The 18465-nt window shown below is 54.2% G+C and carries 20 protein-coding genes; 11 read left to right on the top strand and 9 right to left on the bottom strand.

Going from position 1 to position 18465, the window contains the following annotated elements:
* The first annotated feature begins 16 nt into the window (after positions 1-16).
* The 5 genes from FNT36_RS16680 (at position 17) to FNT36_RS16700 (ending at position 5040) form a co-directional block, all read left to right on the top strand.
* Positions 17-1060, top strand: a complete 1044-nt coding sequence (locus FNT36_RS16680; RefSeq protein WP_233635995.1) for a PDDEXK nuclease domain-containing protein — start codon at positions 17-19, stop codon at positions 1058-1060.
* Between the two features lie 402 nt (positions 1061-1462).
* Positions 1463-2407 carry a helix-turn-helix transcriptional regulator gene (locus FNT36_RS16685; protein ID WP_144850001.1) on the top strand — a complete coding sequence of 315 codons (945 nt, stop codon included), beginning with the start codon at positions 1463-1465 and terminating at the stop codon, positions 2405-2407.
* A 92-nt stretch (positions 2408-2499) separates the two neighbouring features.
* Positions 2500-3252 (top strand): SDR family NAD(P)-dependent oxidoreductase, encoded by a 753-nt coding sequence (locus tag FNT36_RS16690; protein ID WP_144850002.1) that lies wholly within the window; start codon positions 2500-2502, stop codon positions 3250-3252.
* A 545-nt stretch (positions 3253-3797) separates the two neighbouring features.
* Positions 3798-4094 (top strand): DUF1330 domain-containing protein, encoded by a 297-nt coding sequence (locus FNT36_RS16695; RefSeq protein WP_144850003.1) that lies wholly within the window; start codon positions 3798-3800, stop codon positions 4092-4094.
* 280 nt (positions 4095-4374) lie between these two features.
* A complete protein-coding gene (locus tag FNT36_RS16700; protein ID WP_144850005.1) occupies positions 4375-5040 on the top strand; it encodes a porin family protein in 666 nt (221 codons plus the stop codon).
* A gap of 76 nt (positions 5041-5116) precedes the next feature.
* On the opposite strand, the gene FNT36_RS16705 is transcribed toward FNT36_RS16700, so the two are convergent.
* The 9 genes from FNT36_RS16705 to FNT36_RS16745 all read right to left on the bottom strand — a co-directional run bounded on the left by FNT36_RS16705 (position 5117) and on the right by FNT36_RS16745 (position 11841).
* Positions 5117-5539, bottom strand: coding sequence for a hypothetical protein (locus FNT36_RS16705; protein WP_144850007.1), 423 nt, complete (start codon positions 5537-5539; stop codon positions 5117-5119).
* A 185-nt stretch (positions 5540-5724) separates the two neighbouring features.
* Positions 5725-6309, bottom strand: coding sequence for a hypothetical protein (locus tag FNT36_RS16710; protein ID WP_144850009.1), 585 nt, complete (start codon positions 6307-6309; stop codon positions 5725-5727).
* Positions 6310-6613: 304 nt separating this feature from the next.
* A complete protein-coding gene (locus FNT36_RS16715) occupies positions 6614-7171 on the bottom strand; it encodes an LURP-one-related/scramblase family protein (protein WP_144850011.1) in 558 nt (185 codons plus the stop codon).
* 297 nt (positions 7172-7468) lie between these two features.
* Positions 7469-7957: a hypothetical protein gene (locus FNT36_RS16720; protein WP_144850013.1), complete on the bottom strand. Its 489-nt coding sequence runs from the start codon at positions 7955-7957 to the stop codon at positions 7469-7471.
* A gap of 64 nt (positions 7958-8021) precedes the next feature.
* The gene (locus FNT36_RS16725; protein ID WP_144850015.1) at positions 8022-8408 is read right to left on the bottom strand and encodes a hypothetical protein; all 387 of its coding nucleotides are present in this window, start codon (positions 8406-8408) and stop codon (positions 8022-8024) included.
* 235 nt (positions 8409-8643) lie between these two features.
* The gene (locus tag FNT36_RS16730; RefSeq protein ID WP_144850017.1) at positions 8644-8946 is read right to left on the bottom strand and encodes a hypothetical protein; all 303 of its coding nucleotides are present in this window, start codon (positions 8944-8946) and stop codon (positions 8644-8646) included.
* Positions 8947-9346: 400 nt separating this feature from the next.
* Complete coding sequence (locus FNT36_RS16735; RefSeq protein WP_144850019.1) at positions 9347-9622, bottom strand: hypothetical protein; 276 nt, start codon at positions 9620-9622, stop codon at positions 9347-9349.
* A gap of 527 nt (positions 9623-10149) precedes the next feature.
* Positions 10150-11199 carry a hypothetical protein gene (locus FNT36_RS16740; RefSeq protein ID WP_144850021.1) on the bottom strand — a complete coding sequence of 350 codons (1050 nt, stop codon included), beginning with the start codon at positions 11197-11199 and terminating at the stop codon, positions 10150-10152.
* Positions 11200-11445: 246 nt separating this feature from the next.
* Positions 11446-11841 carry a hypothetical protein gene (locus FNT36_RS16745; protein ID WP_144850023.1) on the bottom strand — a complete coding sequence of 132 codons (396 nt, stop codon included), beginning with the start codon at positions 11839-11841 and terminating at the stop codon, positions 11446-11448.
* 354 nt (positions 11842-12195) lie between these two features.
* On the opposite strand from FNT36_RS16745, the gene FNT36_RS16750 reads away from it, so the two are divergent.
* The 6 genes from FNT36_RS16750 to FNT36_RS26005 all read left to right on the top strand — a co-directional run bounded on the left by FNT36_RS16750 (position 12196) and on the right by FNT36_RS26005 (position 17463).
* Positions 12196-13344: a TlpA disulfide reductase family protein gene (locus tag FNT36_RS16750; RefSeq protein ID WP_144850025.1), complete on the top strand. Its 1149-nt coding sequence runs from the start codon at positions 12196-12198 to the stop codon at positions 13342-13344.
* A gap of 363 nt (positions 13345-13707) precedes the next feature.
* Positions 13708-14787, top strand: a complete 1080-nt coding sequence (locus FNT36_RS16755; protein WP_233635996.1) for a serine hydrolase domain-containing protein — start codon at positions 13708-13710, stop codon at positions 14785-14787.
* A 236-nt stretch (positions 14788-15023) separates the two neighbouring features.
* Positions 15024-15467, top strand: a complete 444-nt coding sequence (locus tag FNT36_RS16760) for a hypothetical protein (RefSeq protein ID WP_144850029.1) — start codon at positions 15024-15026, stop codon at positions 15465-15467.
* Between the two features lie 260 nt (positions 15468-15727).
* Entirely contained in the window at positions 15728-16366 is a 639-nt protein-coding gene (locus FNT36_RS16765) for a hypothetical protein (protein WP_144850031.1), read from the top strand.
* A 269-nt stretch (positions 16367-16635) separates the two neighbouring features.
* A complete protein-coding gene (locus FNT36_RS16770; RefSeq protein WP_144850033.1) occupies positions 16636-16986 on the top strand; it encodes a TonB-dependent receptor plug domain-containing protein in 351 nt (116 codons plus the stop codon).
* A 48-nt stretch (positions 16987-17034) separates the two neighbouring features.
* The gene (locus FNT36_RS26005) at positions 17035-17463 is read left to right on the top strand and encodes a lipocalin-like domain-containing protein (protein WP_394348946.1); all 429 of its coding nucleotides are present in this window, start codon (positions 17035-17037) and stop codon (positions 17461-17463) included.
* Positions 17464-18465 lie beyond the last annotated feature (1002 nt).

Here is an 18465-nt window from a genome sequence, read left to right on the forward strand (position 1 = left end):
CAACTGTTTTTCTGTTGTGTCTTCTCCTTCTTCACTTGCCCTGCCGGCCGATTATCCGCAGCTACTAGCGCAGCTCACTACCCGCATTCGCGACACCCAGTTGCGCGCCGCGTTAGCGGTCAATACGGCCCTTGTGCAGTTGTATTGGCACATAGGACAAGAGATTCTGAGCCGTCAAGACCAGCAAGGCTGGGGCACGAAAGTAGTGGCCCGGCTAGCCCAAGACCTGCGGCGAGAGTTTCCGAGCCTTACGGGGCTTTCCCCCCGTAATCTGCAGTATATGCGCGCGTTTGCCAAAGCCTGGCCGGAGGCCGCATTTGTGCAACAGGTTGTTGCACAAATTCCCTGGGGGCATAATGTGCGCCTATTAGAAGCGGTCCACGACCCGCTAGAACGCGCGTGGTACGTGCAGCAAACGATCGACAATGGCTGGAGCCGCAATGTGTTAGCTCTGCAAGTGGAAAGTGGCCTCTATCAGCGGCAAGGCCGCGCCGTCAGCAACTTCACCCGCACGCTGCCCGCGGCGCAATCCGAGCTGGCGCAGCAAATTCTGAAAGACCCGTACACCTTCGACTTTCTTAGCCTGGGGGTGCAAGCACAGGAACGAGACCTGGAGCGTGACCTACTGGCACACGTGCGGGCTTTCCTGCTAGAACTAGGTAAAGGCTTTGCGCTTGTTGGCAGCCAGTATCACCTCGAAATCGGCGGCCAAGATTATTATCTGGATCTGCTCTTCTATCACCTAAAGCTGCGCTGCTTTATCATCATCGACTTGAAGATGGGTGAGTTCAAGCCGGAGGACAGTGGCAAGATGAACTTCTATCTGGCCGCGGCAGACGACCTGTTGCGTCACCCGACTGACCAGCCGACAATCGGCCTGATTCTATGCAAAACGCAGAACCGAGTGGTGTCCGAATATGCCTTGCGCGGCATGAGTCAGCCGATCGGCGTAGCGCAGTGGCAACTCACCCGCGCTTTACCCCCGGAACTACGACGAGATTTGCCCACTAGCGAAGAGGTAGACGCCGCGCTTAATCTAACGGATAGGGAGATCGACTAAGCTTTATGCTGTGGATAGCACACTAAGCAGTAGAAAACAGATGTTTTGGTGTCTTATAATTGCCAATTATGTTAAACCGAGTCTGCCCATAGCGAACCAGTTAGGGTCAGTTTGTCGCCCAACAAAACGCTCGAAACGCCCCTAAAAGCACTTAAAACGCCACAGCCAAAACGCTCGAATCGGTCACCCCGCTTATACCCTCTCTGTTGCATCTCAGATCTTACGCGCCAACCGGGCATACTTCTTGGCTTGCCCCCAGTTCAATAGGACGGATACTCTTTGAGTTGAGCGAGCAATCCAGCAACTTCCTTCGTTTCCTGCCTGGGACTGAGTCCCAAACCGCAGAACTTTCCTCGCCCTGCCAGGTTACGAGGGCTTGAAGCGTACAAGTACCCTGCTGCTATGACAACCGCCGCGTTGAGCGCCAGCTACGAGGAATTAACTTTTGCCACGGGCCGCGACCTACATACGCTGCTGCCCCCGGGCATTCAGCGCGAAGTGGGCCACTTCAACGTGTTTGATATGGGCGACCTCTGGCAGGGTTCACTGCGGCGGCCCCCCGCGCCTTATGCCTGCCGCTCGTTCTACAAAATCAGTCTCGCGCATAGTCGCAGTCGCACCGACTACGCCGACCAAACGATTGCGATTGAGCCCAACATGCTGGTTTTTTCAACCCCCAAGGTACCGTTCCATTGGCGGCCGGTTGAGCCGCAGCAGGGGCATTTCTGTCTCTTTACGGCCGAGTTTTTGTTGCCCGTGCTCGGAGGAGCTACTCCCGACGAGCTGCCCCTGTTCCAGACCGCGGGGTACCCCGTCTTTCAACTGACGCCTGCCGAAGCCGGGCGGGCGGCCGTCCTCTTTGCCCAGATGCAGGAGGAGCTGGCTTCGAACTATGCCCATAAGTACGACCTGCTGCGGGCCTACGTGCTGGAGCTGCTGCACCTGGGTCAGAAGCGGCAGCCTGCCACTACGCTGCCCCCGGCCCACTCGGCGGCAGCCCGACTCTCCTCCCGCTTTGTGGAATTGCTGGAGCAGCAGTTTCCCCTTACTACCCCCCAGCAACGCGTGCAGGTGCGCACCGCCACCGACTACGCTAACCTCTTGGCCGTGCACGTCAACCATCTCAACAAGGTGCTCAAGCGCAGCACCGGCCGCACCACTACCGACCTGATCGGCGGGCGCGTGGCGCAGGAGGCCAAAGTCCTGTTGCAGCAAACGGACTGGACGCTGTGGGAAATTGCCGACTGCCTAGGCTTCGTGGATGTGGCGCACTTCTCACATTTCTTCCGGCGCTATGCTGCCGTGAGCCCCGGTGCGTTTCGCACGGTAGTGGTCGAGCCGGCTTGATTTATACAACAAGCGGATTGGCGGGTACAACCCTGTTGGCAGATGGACCGGGGACCTTTGTCGTGTTCTAGTAACGCAACAAACAGCCTCTTATGAGTATTTCCAAAATCGCCCTGCTCACGGGCGGCAGCCGGGGCCTGGGCAAAGACATGGCCCTGAAGCTGGCCCAACAGGGCATTGATGTTATCCTAACCTATCGCAGCCAGCAAGCCGAAGCCGAAGGCGTAGTAGCCGAGATCAAGGCCCTAGGTCAACAGGCCGTCGCCTTACCCCTCAATACCGCCAACCTGAGCACCTTCGCAGCTTTCTTCAGCCAGGTGTCCACCGTCCTGGCCAGCACCTTCAGCACCGACCGGTTCGATTTTCTTATCAATAACGCCGGCACTAGTCTGATTAGTCCGATTGCCGAGATGACCGAAGCGCAGTTTGACGACATGCTGAACGTGCACTTCAAGGGCGTGTACTTCCTCACCCAGCGAGCGCTGCCACTGCTACGCGACGGCGGCCGCATCCTCAATATCTCGTCGGGGTCTACGCGCAGCTCCTTCGTGGGCGTCTCGGCCTACGCCGCGATGAAAGGGGCCGTGGAGGTCTTCACGCGCTACCTGGCCCTGGAACTAGGGCCGCGAGGCATTGCGGCCAACGTGGTGGCGCCCGGCGGGGTATTTGGCGGTGGCGCCATGCCCGATACGCCCGAGATGCGCGCCTACGTGGGCCAGTTGGCAGCGCTGGGCCGCACGGCCGAGCCCGATGACATTGGGGGCGTGGTCGCGTTCCTCTGCACCGGGGCGGCCCGCTGGGTGAACGGCCAGCGCCTAGAGGTAAGCGGCGGGGTAATGTTGTAGCCGTAAAGGCTGTGCACCGCTCCGCCCGATAAGGATTCTACCCGATACGGATTCTACCACTAGTACGCCTGATTTTTCCACGGCCTGCTATGTTAAATAGCGGGGTCGAGCGGCCTGATGAGGCCGCTCGACCCCGCTCGGGAGCCGCTCGCAGCTACGCTGTTTTGCACTAGCATTAAGGCAACCACTTTCACAGTCATTGAATGTTCGTTTAACGACTGTGACAAGCTATGGCGGGAGCAGCTGTTCGGCCTTCTTCTAGCAGCCGGCAAGGGGCTAAACCTGTCGGGGAGCAGCCCCGGGGCCGATTGGCGAAAGGGGCCAGCAACTGGGGCGCCAGTCGGCGGGCTTTTCGCAAGTGAGGTGTGCCCCTTGCCCCACCTGCTACAAACTGGTAGCCCGTGGGTCCGCAGCCCAGCAGGCCTTCCCCAGCAGGCGCAACGCGGGCGTGGGGCTAGTTGAGGAGCGAGCGAAAGTTTGCCGCGTGACGAGGCGATTATACGCCTAGGCTGTTATACGCCTTCACCCCCCTAACCTGAAAAGCCATGAGTGCCTATGTCATCTTTGTCCGGGACCGCATTACCGACCCGGAAGAGTTCCGCCAGTATGAACAAAGCGCCGGCGCCGCCGCGGCCGGGCATCCGCTGACCCCGCTGGCCTTTTATGGCGCGCTCGACACGTTAGAAGGCCCGCTCGTGGACGGGGCGGTCGTGCTGGAGTTTCCAACGGTCGCGGCTGCGCGCGCCTGGTATGAAAGCCCGCTTTATCAGGCGGCGCTTCCCCACCGGTTAAAGGGCGCCGAGTATCGGGTCTTCATTGTCGAGGGCCTAGCGGCGCGGTAAACAGCCGGACACTACCCGCAAACAGGCGCCGTTACTACCTTATCCAGTAATGGCGCCTGTTTGCGGGTAGGCTACTAGCCAACCGCACGACGGGTAGACCGTGACCAGTAAGGAAGACCGGTCCGATAACGATACATTATGTTCAACTGGCTGTGGCGTGTAGTAGGTGGGGGCCCTGCGTAGTCAGACGGGCAGCCAGTGGCGACTACTTTGCCCCAGCCGATGCAACTTGCTCCTTTCCCAGCGGCTCCGACATGCCGGAGCCTTCTTTCTGTTGCTCATGTCTCGCTCGTACCTGCTACTGGCTAGCTGCTTGCTGCTACCCGCCCTCACGTATGCCCAGTTCGGGGTGCGCGCCGGCGCCACCAGCACCTCGTTCCACACCCCCAATCCCCGTGCCGACCCCTCGGCCACCACGGGCTGGCGGGTGGGCTACCACCTGGGTGTTTTCTACGAGCGGCCGCTCGCCCACCGGCTCTCCTTCGTCCCGGAGCTGAGCTATAGCCGCGAGAACTTGGATTTAAATACCTCCGATTACCGCTCACTGGCCACGGCCTATGCTGGTAGCTATCGGCTCACCCGCTCTTATCTCACCCTACCCCTGCTGTTGCGTGCGACAGCAGGCCCTTGGTATGTAGAAGCGGGGCCTCAAGCCGCCTACCTCGTGGGCGGACGCGAGGTCGGGCACGAGTATCACTTCAATGGGGGCGCCTCGTACACGCAGCAGGTGGACCGCGCCGCGACGGCCCGCTATAAACGCTTCGATGTGGGCGTAGACGTGGGGGTGGGGGTGAAGCTGCCGGCCGGCTTGGGCCTGAGCCTGCGTGCGTACCAGGGGCTCCGCTCGCTCGCACTGGACTCGCCCGCGGAAGCGGCTTACACGGGTCGACTGCTACGCCGCACGCTCCAAGCCTCACTGAGCTATCAAATCAAGTCCGCCTCCTAGGAGCAGCAGGTCCCCGGCGGCACTTGCCCTCCTTTTTTTACGTGTTGTAGTCCGTCGTTTACAGCATGTAAAAGCTTTACCTACTGTTGTTTAAGTAATCTTGGGCAGTTTCTCTTGCTTTCTTGGAAGCTTTAGGATGAGCAATAACTACCTGATATAGCCTCTTAATAGGCTGCCCAGCAACCAGCGCCTGCCCAGAGTTAGCGATTCGGCGGACCATTGTAACCGTGATATCGGTTGGGTGGCGGTACAGTGATTTAACCAGTTCGGCTTCGTACTCAGGATAACTCTCTATCCCATGTAATATCGACCGCAGTACCCCAGCACTCTCATCCTCTGGAAATCGCTCTAATAGTTGAAAAAGTGGAATCAAGGCTTCGCGAGGACCTTCCTTTTCTGTCCATAATTCTTGCAATAAATCGTCTAGAGCCAGCCAGTTACCATCCTCTGTGGGCTGAAAATTTTCAATATCACGCAGAATGACCGGTACAGGACGCATAAAAAAGGCAGTGGAATAGAGTGACTGTAGCGGCAAAGTACTACACTAGCTAACACAGCTTAGCATGGTAGAAACCATTACTTTTCCGCGACGTGTCTTCGAAGAAATCTTATGTTAATCAACTATTCCAAGTTAGGAAATAGGGCATCTAGCTCTCTCATTGCTCCTAAAATCCTAGTTATTTCTTATTTCCAGGTAATGGAGGCAATGGCCTGTCGGAACAAGGCCCAGGTCTGCTGATTCGTCGGCCCGGGATGACTCCGGGCGGTGCCCATAAAGGCAACTAGCGTATTGGCGCGGGTGTAGAACGCATATGTCTGGATAATATCCATTGCTACTTTTGGGTTGCGATAGGTTGCCTCGATGATGGCTAGTTTTCCGTTAGCCAGTAGCGTATCCCGTAACGTGAGTCCTTGCAGTTGCTCAGGAAACGCTCGCAGATTATTTGCCAATGTCTGAGCTGCTTTCTTGGCCTGGAATACTCCTGGCCGCTGCTCAACGGTGAGGACAATGGTTTCGCGCAAGAGCGTATCGACGGCAGAGGTATTCAAGAACAGGTGCCGTTGACGATAGGTAGGACCCTTTTTAGCGCCCCATAGGCCGGAGCTATCATAGTCGAGAGCTTTCCAAGCTCTAGGAAGTTGCACTGTAATCGCCCCAAGGTCATACTTTTTAGCTAACGTCTTGGTAGCCGCCAGCGGTGGGGTGTCAGACGCACAGCTCGCGAGAAGCAGTCCCATCAAAGCATAGGGTCGTACAAGAGGCAACATAAATAATCATCCCGTCTAGACCAACGGTGGGTTACTGGTTTGCTTAGCCAAAAGTAGTCGTTAGCGGGAGTGGCTGTTTGAGTAATTACTCTATTCCAACTTCCTAGCTAGAGAGACTTTCTTAAACGAGGACCACTAAGCTTTATAGAGGAGCTTGTCACGTTTCTTAAACCAACAGTTAAGTAAGGTGACAAGACCGTTAATGTCGGCTGACATCAGAAGCTAACCCTTTGCTGGCGATGCGTTTTGCTTGCCTTAACCCTTCATTCAAAGGATGTGAAATGGGGCTGGGCTTATAAAGTGGCTACTTCGGCTGCCAAGTTTGGTCAAATACTCTAGCCTGAGGTCCAATAGCGCCAAGGTTTAGGGTCAACGTATTTTGGTCCTCTCCTGAACTAGTTGGCTCATCTAGTACAAGGCAAAAAGCGATGAGCAGCTCGGCGTCACTGTCCTCATCCGCCCATAGTTTGTAATTGTCCCCCTCGAACCAAGTAACGCGTGCCTGCTGCCACCACGCAATTTGGCGCTCGTTCTTGTAGACCGAGTGTTTGGTGCCTCGATGCCCATAGATGTCGTAGACGTCGGCGCCATAGCGGCAGCGGTAATGACTTTTCCAAACGGATTCCGTGCGAAAATCTAGCACATTGCGGTCCCAGCGGGTAAGCTGGTAGCGGAGGGAAAACCACGTCAACTGTTGGTGTAAAGACCAGCGCGGCCGGGTGTCCGCTTTGCTGGCGAATAGCTGTACTTGGCGGCGGGTTTGCAGCAGGTGCTGAGAAGCAACGTGAGTAGGTTGCTTGTTGATAAAAATGTGGTATCTGGCTCCTAGCGCTAATTTCTGCTGATTAATATCAATTTCCATCGCTAAGGGATAGCAAACGACTTGTTAAAGGGATTTCAAAACGGTTCGATATCGATTTTTATGTAAAACAGCGATGGTTTGCCGTCTTGGCCTAAGGCTTCAAAAGTAGCCGTTTCTGCCCTCCAATAAAGGGTGTAAAAAAACGACCCAAAAAACCTGCGTTTCCAGCCCGCCAGGGCATTCTCATTAGCTCTCCAAAAAACGGTCCTTTTTTGGAGGGGAGTAGAATTACGTAGTGAGTGGTTGTTCAGTAAAACGAGCGTTAGAATTAGTGCCGTACTGGGCGTTGAAGCAGGACTACTCAATAAACAGCGGCAGTTGTTCAATTCTCTGGAAGCACTCCGGATCTGGGACTTCGAAGCCCAAGTACATGTAGTAGTCGTAACCAAACTCAACGGCCTTGTTCCGGGTGTCATCTACTAGCCGAAACCATAGGCATTCGCGTAGGGCCAGGGCCACTAGGGCACCCAAATCAGAAAGGGGAAAGGCGCGCACGCCGTTTTCGACCCGCTGGTACACCGCCTGGAGCGAGTCGTCCGTGTTCCCCAGCCAGTGGATTTCCACGGACTCGAGCTCGACGTGCACCGAGCCAGCGAGGAAGAGCCGGGCGGCTTGCACGTACCGTGCTTCGACGGCCAAGTATTCGTCTAGATGCAGGTGCTGTCCCGCAAACGCTCTCCCCACGTCGCTGATGGCGGTCCACTCGTCGGGCAAGTAATGCCCCTGTTCGTTGCGGAAAAGCGGGTTGTACTTGGTCACCCGTTTATAAAACGAACTTTTGCGCATAGGGTGCCCCAGATAAAGTGGCCAAGGAGTACCTCTCGTCGTGGTCTTCCAAAGTTACTCAGGTTTAGCAAAATGGTCGCGCAGGTAAATAGCCATCCATATAAAAGTCCAGGTAACTAAAATCGCGGTTCAGTTCACTGCTCCACACGGCGGCCAATAAATCGCCCCAGGAGCGAAAGCTGCACGCCATAAAGTGCCCGCCTGCTACCACGGGTGCCCCAGCCGAGTTGTGCTGGTGCCAATCGCCCCCGGTCCACACCTGGCGTTCAAGAATGGACTGCCGGATAGCTTCGAGGTAGGGGTGCCATTCCACCGCATAGCCAGCTAGGTAATCCGGCCAGCGCATGCCTTGCTGGAAGCTGTAAGTGCCGCCTAAGTTGTCCAAGTTGAAGCCGCCCTCGTGGGTATCGAGACTATCGTGGCTCTGCCACGTGACGGGGAGGTAGTGCATAAAGTGAAGTACATACCTAGCTTCAGTAGACCACTGGAAACGAGGAAGAAATGAAACAGCGGTTCACAAAAACGGTCGTTTGAGTGAACAAACCACCCTAGACACTACTAGCGGTGGATTTTGAACAGTAGGGGTTTAACCTAATCATTTAACCGAGGTCAACAGGCTCTAGCGTGCGCCGCCGCCTACTGCCAAGCAGCTAGGTTGGCTTACGGTGTGGTGAAACAAACAGGAGTCATTTGGGTCGGCGCAGGAGCGCATACATACGGGCATTGCCCGTTGCTTCGGAGAAGGAATTGCTGTTAACCAATTCGTACCCCTGCGCCTCCAACTCAGTTATTTTGCCCAGTAGGGGCGTGAAGTTGTAACTATAATTGCGGTATTTGCCCGTGATGTTGGTGTCAACCACATCGAATTGGCCGGCTCCCGTGGAGATGCGCAAATTGTCGCCTGTTAAGACAAGGGAAATGTAGTCGTATCGCTTGGGCTCCGCGGGGGCTTTGGCCGCCAGGATGCCGCCTGCTACGAGCAGGCTCAAGAGCAGGACAAGAAGTTTAGGGGCGTATTTGCTAAGCATGGAGCTAAAGGATGGGATGAGCAAGTGGTACGAAGGATAACAGGGCGCTATACCATTCGCAAACCTACTGTGGCTGTTGCAGAACTCAGTCGAGGACCTTATGTGCAGCCATTAGCAACCAAATCTGACCCGCAAACCGGCTATAGCGCTGCATTTTGCAGGCTTTTATGCGTGCTGCGCCCGCTGGTTGAACGAGCCTGATAGTTCTGCAACAGCCACTACTGTTTTTCGAATTACTCTCTTCCCCACGCCAACGGCCTCGAAAACAGGATTTTTCGAGGCTTCTTTAAAGAGGGTTTTTCGAAGGGGTCTCGAACATTAAAAAAAGCGGTTGGCTAAGAATACGCTGGTGCCTAGTCGGCTACTTGTCTACTAGACGCAGGAAGGCCGCTACCGGGGCTACCCGGGCTTGGTCAGCCGGCGTATAATCAGGTAGATAAGGCGTGTCCTCAAACAACATTCCGGTTTGCACCCGCTGACCTCGTTTGATAAGCACTGCCTGTAGGACGGGGCTCGTCGAAATACTCTCGCAGAGCGGTTCGTAGCATCTGCTTGGCAGGCGCGCTAAGGCAGCCGACCAACCGGCTACTTCTAAGCGCGTGCTATCTACCTGTTGCGCGTGATAGTTATAGCGCATAAAACGGGTAGGCGATTGCTGGACTAGCAGCCAACAAATCAGTTGGTTGGGGGGAGCCGCCGCTTTCCGGAAGTAGAGGCAAGTATAAGGGGCGCCTGCCCGGCGAGTGAAGTCGCGCACTGCGCGCTGGGCCGCTGTTCCCCAGGTCCGCATAGTAGTGAGCTGCTGCGCCGCAGAGCTAGGGATAAGCTCACAGCCGGGATGAAGTGAGGACGTTACCGGCGGCCAGGTGAAAGGGCCAAGGGATACGAGGAAGAGAAAGGATAAGAGTGGGCGCACAGATAGGTCGATGGTTACACAAACCTACTGATGCTCAAGTTGCCTTGGCAAAAGGCCCAGAAAGGTCCTTCCCAAGCGAGTGGCTCAGAAAGTCTACCCTGAGTGCGTTTCCAACGCGTAGAAGGGGGTGAGCAAGCCGAAAACGGATGCGTCAAAAAGGTGCGCCTTTCGGGCCTCCTATTAGTCGACTATAGAAATCTAAAGCGTTTGTTTTAAGCGGATTACCTGACTAGTAAAATGGAGATTGACTACTCCTGCCACGTTTTTAGCTCCGAGGGGTCGAGATAGGTAGGGTTATTAAGATGTTTTAAGATGTATTCCCCCATCTGTGGCTTTAGTTTAGTATACAGCTGGTTGTATAGCGGGCATCTATACTTACAAATAGCCAGAAATACACTTTCCTTATTTTGTGGCAAATACCAGCTGTCCGGATAAGTGTCTTTAGTTGTTAAGGATGTTAAAATCTTTAAACTGTTTTCGTTCTTGTAGCTGGCAACAGCCCGACAGTAATATTTCAGATCATTATAACCAAACTGCTTCTTCTTTCTTATTTGATCGTTGAAGTAGTTAGTTAAAATTGGATAAAGGGAAGTGTCTGGAAAAACTTCGATAGTCTTAAACGTCCAGTCAGCACAGGCCTCATCACTACGCAGCAAATTTGCTTTTAGCAAAGCAAGATCATGTCGCTTTTTGAATTTAGCCAACGCATAGCTTGCGCCCAGCTGTTCACCGCATCTGGCAGTTGCAGTTTCTGCTTTTTTTCGGATTACGGGGTAGTACTCCTCGCGTGGGACTAGCTCGGGAATCATCCAGCTAGCGCTTTCCAAATACGAATACTTGAGCAGCACTAGCCTAACCAGTATATCTCTTTGATTTCTTGATAGTGTTCTCCGATCTTCAGCAGCCTTTCTAAGCATCAGGTCTGATACGGCGAACTCTCCTTCCGCATCGTCATAATACCACCAGCTTACTTTGGCAGTATCATCTAGGTGGTTTGTTAAGATCGAAAAATAATCAGGTTCATGTCGATTTACCAAGGCCCGATAAGCTACTACTCTCACTAAGGGATTCTCACAAGAAAGAAGCTTAACCAGTTCTTTCTTTGTACAGCTATCCCGTAAGAAATTACGTGTAAGGGTATCCGCATTATAGGGCAGATGATCTACCGCAATAAGTTTAACAAGATGCTTTTTGAGGGTAGGGTTAAATACTGAAATTGGATAGGGATACTTTTTGCTTTGTGTACAACTGCATAAAATGCTTATCAGTAATAGACCTATTTGCACAGCGTATCTCATAGATGTTAACTGGTGAGTAGGTAGGTCAAGGAATATGAACAGTAAGCTAATGCAAGTCCTTATATTTTTGAGGATAGGATGGCTCTCAAAGGTGCAGGGGCTATTGCAGGATACCACCCAAGTTTGGGAGCTTGTCACAAAAGACAGGGGCTCCTTCCACAACTGACCAAAACGAGCCGAGACATTTCATGAACGTCCGTTTAAGAAATGTGACAAGCTCGACTATAATACTTTGTGGTATCTAGTTTATGAGTGACTGCCTTCTTCTTGCTTGAGAGTAGCTTCTGCACTCCGCTTGTCTAGTCGACCTTTCAGCAGCGCAAGCAAGCCTACTGCGAGCAGTCCATAAAAGCCGATAAAGGAACCGCCGTCGTCAAGTAACAAATAGGTAAGAAACGAGAGAAAAAGACTGCCTCCTGCAAGCACCAAGCCCACGGTCTGATACATGATCGCTTCTTTCAACTTCTTTTTAGTAGCTAGGATACCCCGAGACAGATGCTGTTGGTAGTACGTCTGAGCTAGTGCGGGTGCTTGCTCAGCGGTTGCGCCCTCTGCTAAAAGCATCTGGGCAACCTCCGCCACTGGTTTATTAACTTGATACATTGCCGCTGCAGTCTGCCGTCCGTACTTCTCTCGATACATAAAGTAGATTTAAGCTAGAATGTGGGTTCTACAGTTGAAGCGCAAATGATAGGAAAAGCCACTTAACATAAAAAGTCTTCTAAGACAAGTCCTGAAAAAGTGGTGGTTTTTGGCCTACTCGACCGCTGCGCCTGGCGTGGTACTTTACTACTAGATAAATCATATCGTAGTCTGGGTTACGCGGCTTCGGGGAATAGGGGTGTTTTATCGCGGGGTGGTGTTGGTGTTGCTCTCTATCAGCGTAATGCAGCTGCCCGTGATGGTGCCACTACTTAAAGTATGTAGTGGTAATTGCCCCATAAATAGGCTCATCAACCACTGTAATAGTTAACTAACTTTTTGCGTTGTCAACTCATGAAAGCGCGCAGCACTTGGTTGCCTTTATGTTGGTCGTTTTGTCTGCTTTCCTGTTCCAGCCAGCAAAGCGTGCAGTCTAATGAAATCGTTATTGAGGGAAATATCAGCCACATCCCAGATGGCAAGATTTATTTAATTGGTGGCTACAGTCACGAGCGGCTTGATTCAACGGCTTGCCGCAGTGGGCACTTTCGATTCGTCCTGAAGGCCGACTCTGCATTCGTCCCACGTGTGGTGTCTGTCCAGTATAAGGACAGTCTGGAAGCCCGTAAGGAAAGGAGGATGTTTATGTTCAAGGACTATAAGCTGGTTTCCTTTCGGAACTATACTCGTGGCGCGGATAGCTTGAAATACTCCACCAGCACCTTTATGCTGGAAAAAGGGCATACCAAACTAGTAGGAGATGCTGAAGTCTTCGGGCAAGTACGCGTATTTGCTGGCCCAGAAACTACTGTCATGTACAGTCTGCAAATGCAGGATTTTGGCTGGCTGGGAAACACAACTGGGACTACGCGAACAGCAAAACTTAATTTTTTCAAACGGAAAATTAAGGATAATCCCTTTTCTTACTACCTCTTAGATGGCATATACAACAACAAAGAGGAATTTTCAGAGCAAGAATTACGGGAAATGGTAGGCCTGTTCCAACCAGCTGTGCAGCAGTCAGGGAATGGCCGGAAAATGGTGCAATACTTGGCTAACCGGATTGATACGAATCAGGCCTATCCCGATTTTACGCTGGCCGACCCGGCCGGGCAGCAAAAGCGGGTGTTCAACCCGCAAGCTAACGTGACCATGCTGGTATTCTGGGCCAGTTGGTGCGGGCCGTGCCGCAAGGAAATTCCGCAGCTAAAGGCATTATACCAGCAGTACGCCCACCGGGGGCTACAGCTGGTTAGCATCTCAGTGGATAAGAAAGCAGCAGATTGGCAACAGGCGCTTGGGCAGGAGCAAATGAGGTGGTCGCAGGGTATCGTGGAAGAAAATCAGCTAGATGTGATTAAGCAACGGTTTAACTTTTCAGCGATACCCTGCGTCGTTTTTATTGATAAGGACAGAAGAGAAATAAGAAGATTTACGGGGTATTCGGAAGCGAATCCGACCCACTACCGCGCGTTGCTAGCGAAAGAGTTAGCTTCCAAATAAGCAAGTAGTCACAAGTCTAGCGTCCGATGGCCGTCTTCAGACTACTGCGCGGTAGGGGTAGCTGGAGCTACCTACTTGGGAAACCTGGCAGCTATTTTGAGAAATAGCTTGCGATCCTGCTGGCCCTAAGTGAGCAGCTTTTTGTTGGCCTGCTTGAGTACCTGCTTCTCCTGGTCACACTTGACCTGCACGGCGCCCGAAATAGCCCCCGTGTTTTTACGGTTTGGAAACAACGGTTTATAGTAGGTAACAGATCACAGGCCGCTTGCGCCACTACCCGGCTCTTTCTATAGGGACTCGTAACGAATCCCAAAGGGGATGGGTAACCGAGCTATCCCGGCTCACCTACCTACTTGTTCCGCTATGGCGTGTTGCTCTTTGTCGATGGTTCTCCAGCGCGCCTGCCTGCTGCTTATCCTCGCTTTTCCGACAATAACTGCGGCACAACACCCCCTCGTTCGGCTTACGCAGGCCGCTCATCAAGCCGGTCATTTTAACGGCGCCGTGCTCGCTGCGCGCAATGGACGGGTCGTCGCCCAAGTCCAGCAAGGAGACGCCAACCTCCAGTTCGGGGTGCCCATCACGGCCGCCACGCGCTTTCCCATTGCGTCGATGACCAAGCTGTTCACGGCCATCTTGACTTTGCAGCTCGTCGAGCGCGGACAGCTCCAGCTCGATACCCCGGCCGCCACCTATCTGCCCGAGTTACCTGCCACGTGCCACGCGATCACTATCCGGCAGCTGCTCACCCATACGTCGGGCTTGCGCAACGAGCCCCTGCAAGCCTACCAGGCCCCCTATCCCACCCAGGACTTCGTGTGGCGCTTTGTGCACCTCGACAGCACCCGCCAAGCGGCGACGTTTACCTACAATAACGTGGATTACATCGTGCTCACCCGGGTGCTGGAAGTCGTGACCAAGCACCCGTATGCCGCGTTAGTAGCGGCCAACATCTTCGCGCCGCTCCACATGCACGATAGTGGGGTAGTGAGCGAGGCACGGATCATTCCGCGCTTAGCCTACGGGTATCATAATTACAGCTTCGGCAAGGGCCACCCCCAAGACACCTTGCGCAATGACCGCCGCTACTTATCCAATTATGCGGGGGCGGGCGCGCTCTACTCCACGGCCCGGGACCTCTATCAACTCGTGCAAGGCTTGCAGGCCCATACGCTGCTCTCAGCCGCCACCAGTGAGGCCTATCTGCTGCAGCCCCAGCCCGGCGCTCCGTTCCTGGAGTATGCCCGCGGCCGGTCGACACTCGGCTCTTTCTTCAATGACCAAACCTTTGCCACGCCCGTATTGGAACGCCGCGGCAGCATTGAGGGCTTCAACTCAGTGCTACTGACCAGTAGGGATTTTACAAAAGTGCTGATTGTCTTAACCAATACTGACCAAGCCGATTTAGAGCAGTTGGGCGACCAGCTCTACCAGGCCTTTTAAGCAGCTAACAGCGGCAGGTAGTGGCGGCGCTGAAAGTCACGCCGTGCAGGATACGTCTGCCGTCTCCAAGCGCGCCTTAAATGGCATCTAACTACTGAGAAAGACAGCTACGATCTATTAGTTGACTGGTGTTAGTAGGTGCTAAGAAGCACCTCCCTGTTTTACATAAAAAGCGTTATCGGACAGGTTTTTTCCTGCGTGTTGCTCCTTACCTAATTGGTCGCTATTGTTGCGTGATGAAACGTTATGTTGCTGTCAACCGGGACGAGGAAGCCCTCGACAAACTCATCTTGGCGGCCCACCTGCAGCCCTTGCTCAGTAATGCCAAGTGGGTGAAGCTGCTCACCACCTTGGTGGCGCAGTGGCCCCTGGTGCAAGCCTGTCAAGTCAAACTCATCTGGGAAGACGTCGGTAACGAGCGCTGGCTGCACTTGGATGAGCATACGAGCTACCAGTTCAACTACTACGCCAACGCGATGGAAGCTATGATCAGTGGCAAACCGCACTTGGCCTGGACGGCGTACAAAGAGATTGAGTGGCTAGATTTTCCTCGTTTCTTTTCCCCCAAGGCGGCCGAACAAGACCTCTCAGTTATCCAGCGGCAGCTCGAAGCCGTAGGGCAGTTTCGGCTGGAGACATCCCCCGACCAGCTGCGACTCTACGCCTACCACCGGCCCTAGGGGCCAAGCTAGTAACCGCTTTCACAGTCGTTGAACGAACCTTCAAGACCTGTGAAAAACTCCCTGTTAGCAGGTGGGCAAATGCCGCTGGCAAACTTAGCAGGGGCAACACTCCTGTCGAAGTAGGCCCTGATCTGCCATCTCTATCTGCCACTAATGCTCGCTGAACAACCCACGTTAGCCAAAAAGCAGGTTAATTTTCGGATAAATGCCACTACATTTATCCGAAAATTAACCGACACTCTAGTCTGTAGTATTTGATGGCCTACACCCGCAAGCCGCTCACTGTGCGCTATTGTCAGCAGTGTCACGAACCCTACGAAGCCGTCGACCGGCGCTGCCTTTATTGTCGCCCGGGTTGCAAAACAGCGGCTAGCAATGCCCGGCGCGCGGCAGCCACTGCGCGGCGCAAAGCTGCCTCCCAGGCCCTGGCCTCGCCCTCCCCGCTGGGCCAGCTCACTCCCGAGCCAGAAACCGCGCTGCCCGCCGCGCCGGCCGGCCCAGGCTTTGGCAAGCTCACCCTAGCCAGCGCCGCGGGTAACCTGCTGGCCGAGGCTGTCAAGTCAATGTGGAGTCCGAAGGCCACGACCACGGGCCCCCCGGCCGGTGGCTGGCCGACCTGGCCACCGGCCGAGCTGCTGGCGACCACGGGACCAGGAGAGCTGTTCCACGACCCGAGCTGGGAGAAACCCTTAGTGCTGACCCCTGTCACCTACCACCAGCATCAGCTTTACCTGTGTGTGGAAGAAGGCCTGACGGTGGTCTTGCGCCAGCCCAGTCCGGGCTGCTGGCAGTATGTGCGCACGCTAGACGAGTTGGCCTTGCTAGCGGCGCAACCGCCCCTGTCGGGGATCCAGGCCCTGCTCGCCCGCTCGCAGGAAACCGACCCGCACGCGTAAGCCACGCTCGGGGACCGGGCCCACTGCTGCTCGGGCGGCCATTGCGCCCACGATGGCCCGCCTGAGAGGAGTAGAACGCGTAGTCAATGGCGCACTACCACTCTCCTTGCCTGCAAGAGCTTGCGCCAACGTAATCGGCGCTAAATCCGGTCAATTTAACATATGCCCAATTATAAGACATTTATCGAACCATACCTGTGAGGAAGCTTTGTTTAAGTTCTTTCCTGCCTCACTTGAACGCTGCGCACTCTATTTTGTAGCTTGGTAGCATGAAATCCTTGCTACTGCTGATCGGCCCATCACTTAGTGGGTTAATAGGCTGCTCAACACTGAGGCCACCAACCCAAGCGCAAGTTGCGGCTAGCAAGCAAGCTGAGAGCCAGCGATTGGCCGCCAGACCGTTGAGCATTCATATTCATGATGCGCCTACTACTATCCGCCAAGACAAACCATTGGTCTTTGTGAACGGACGCAAGTATAACGTCTCTAAACTAAAGCGCCTTGACCCGGATCGAATTGACAGCGTACAGGTTATCAATTCTTCAGCCAGCGTTTCGCTTTATGGGGCTAGAGGGCAGGATGGTGTGATTATCATTACTACGAAGAAGGCGAAACAGTAAGCAGACTATCAGAAGGGTGCTATGCGATCTAGTGTGTAGCTTGGGGGCATGAAGACCCTGCTATTCGCGCTGCTAGTTCCCGGCACTCTCTGCACGCAGAGTTGCGCCAAAAAAGCTTATCCGGCAACCTCTTCCACGCACTTGCTTGAAGGCACCTGGCGTTTGAAAATGACAGAAGGTAGCGACACGCCTCTTACTGGTTCCACGAAGCCACGAGTTAGTAAGTTTACCCTAGGGGATATCGTTGATGTCTGGACAGCCACTACGGTTGAGGAATACGCATCCGGTAAATCACTCGGTGCTACCCCCTACACACTAGCTGGTACTTCACTTACCCTACAAACGGCGCAGGGGGGAACAAGCACGGGGCAGATATTGACCTTGACAAAAGATAAACTACGCATTGCAAGGACCCAACCTACTACCCTCAGTGGTGGTCCTGGCACTAGTACAGTTATTTGCACTTATGTCAAATAACCCGCTCTAGCTCTCTGATAGCCGTGAAATGGAGTCGATTGTAACAGGCTACTAGCGCGCAGCAACAGGACTTTGTAGCTTGAGGCTATAAAGAGACTTCTGCCTTTTCTTTTCCGGGCCCTCAGCCTAGGCAGCTGCAAAGAAGTCAGTGATGACCCTGTGGGCGCTCAGCACACAGCAGGTGTTAGCGAGGCGCTAAACGTTGATTATAGGACACTTCGCCCACCATTGCAAGGACTTTACAGCGAGTCAGCAGGTGCTTTCGCCTTACTTTGCTCGTGGCTGCCGCTCACGCGAGGACGAGGCAGCCTTTTGCATAATGGCCCACCTAAATACCTACCTCACTCATGAGGGACAGCGCTACGATATGTACTGGACTAGTCAGTATGCGCAGCATGTGTTAGAAAACTACGCTGACCCAAATCATGGGGTGACGCACACTGAAATTGCCCGTATTATTCAGCGCGCCCGCTACATCTTTCCCCCGTTGCAGGGACGCGGCAAGGAGCGACCTAATCTGTACGTATGTCTAAGTGCCTTTGGGGGGCAACTTTACGAGAGCTACGTGTATTTGCTGCCTGAACTCCGAGGCTACCCGGCACGTTGTGTAATTGTCACGTGCTACAAATGCCGTCGACCAGAGTATCTTGCTCTCTTTAGTACGACTGTTTTTTCCTAGTTATGGCTACGACGCGTAAACCAGATCCCCACAACTTACTGCCCCAGCAGCCAGGTAGTGGTCGGCCGGCAGTCTCGCTGCCGGAGCAGGTCTTACCCACCACCCCTGCTCAACACCCGATTGCCCCAGCGGCAACTAGACCTGGTCGGGCGGCGAAGCGCCCAGTGGCTTCGCGTGCAAGTAGCTATGTAGATTCGCTGCTGTTTGCCGAGGGCATTTACCAAAACCAACAGGACTACGACCAAACGGTAGCCGATGCAATAGCGCGCATTGTGAGCGGGCAGATCCCACCACGACAACCGGATATACACGAAGCAGAAACC

This window comes from Hymenobacter setariae (assembly GCF_007713685.1).
Taxonomy (GTDB): domain Bacteria; phylum Bacteroidota; class Bacteroidia; order Cytophagales; family Hymenobacteraceae; genus Hymenobacter; species Hymenobacter setariae.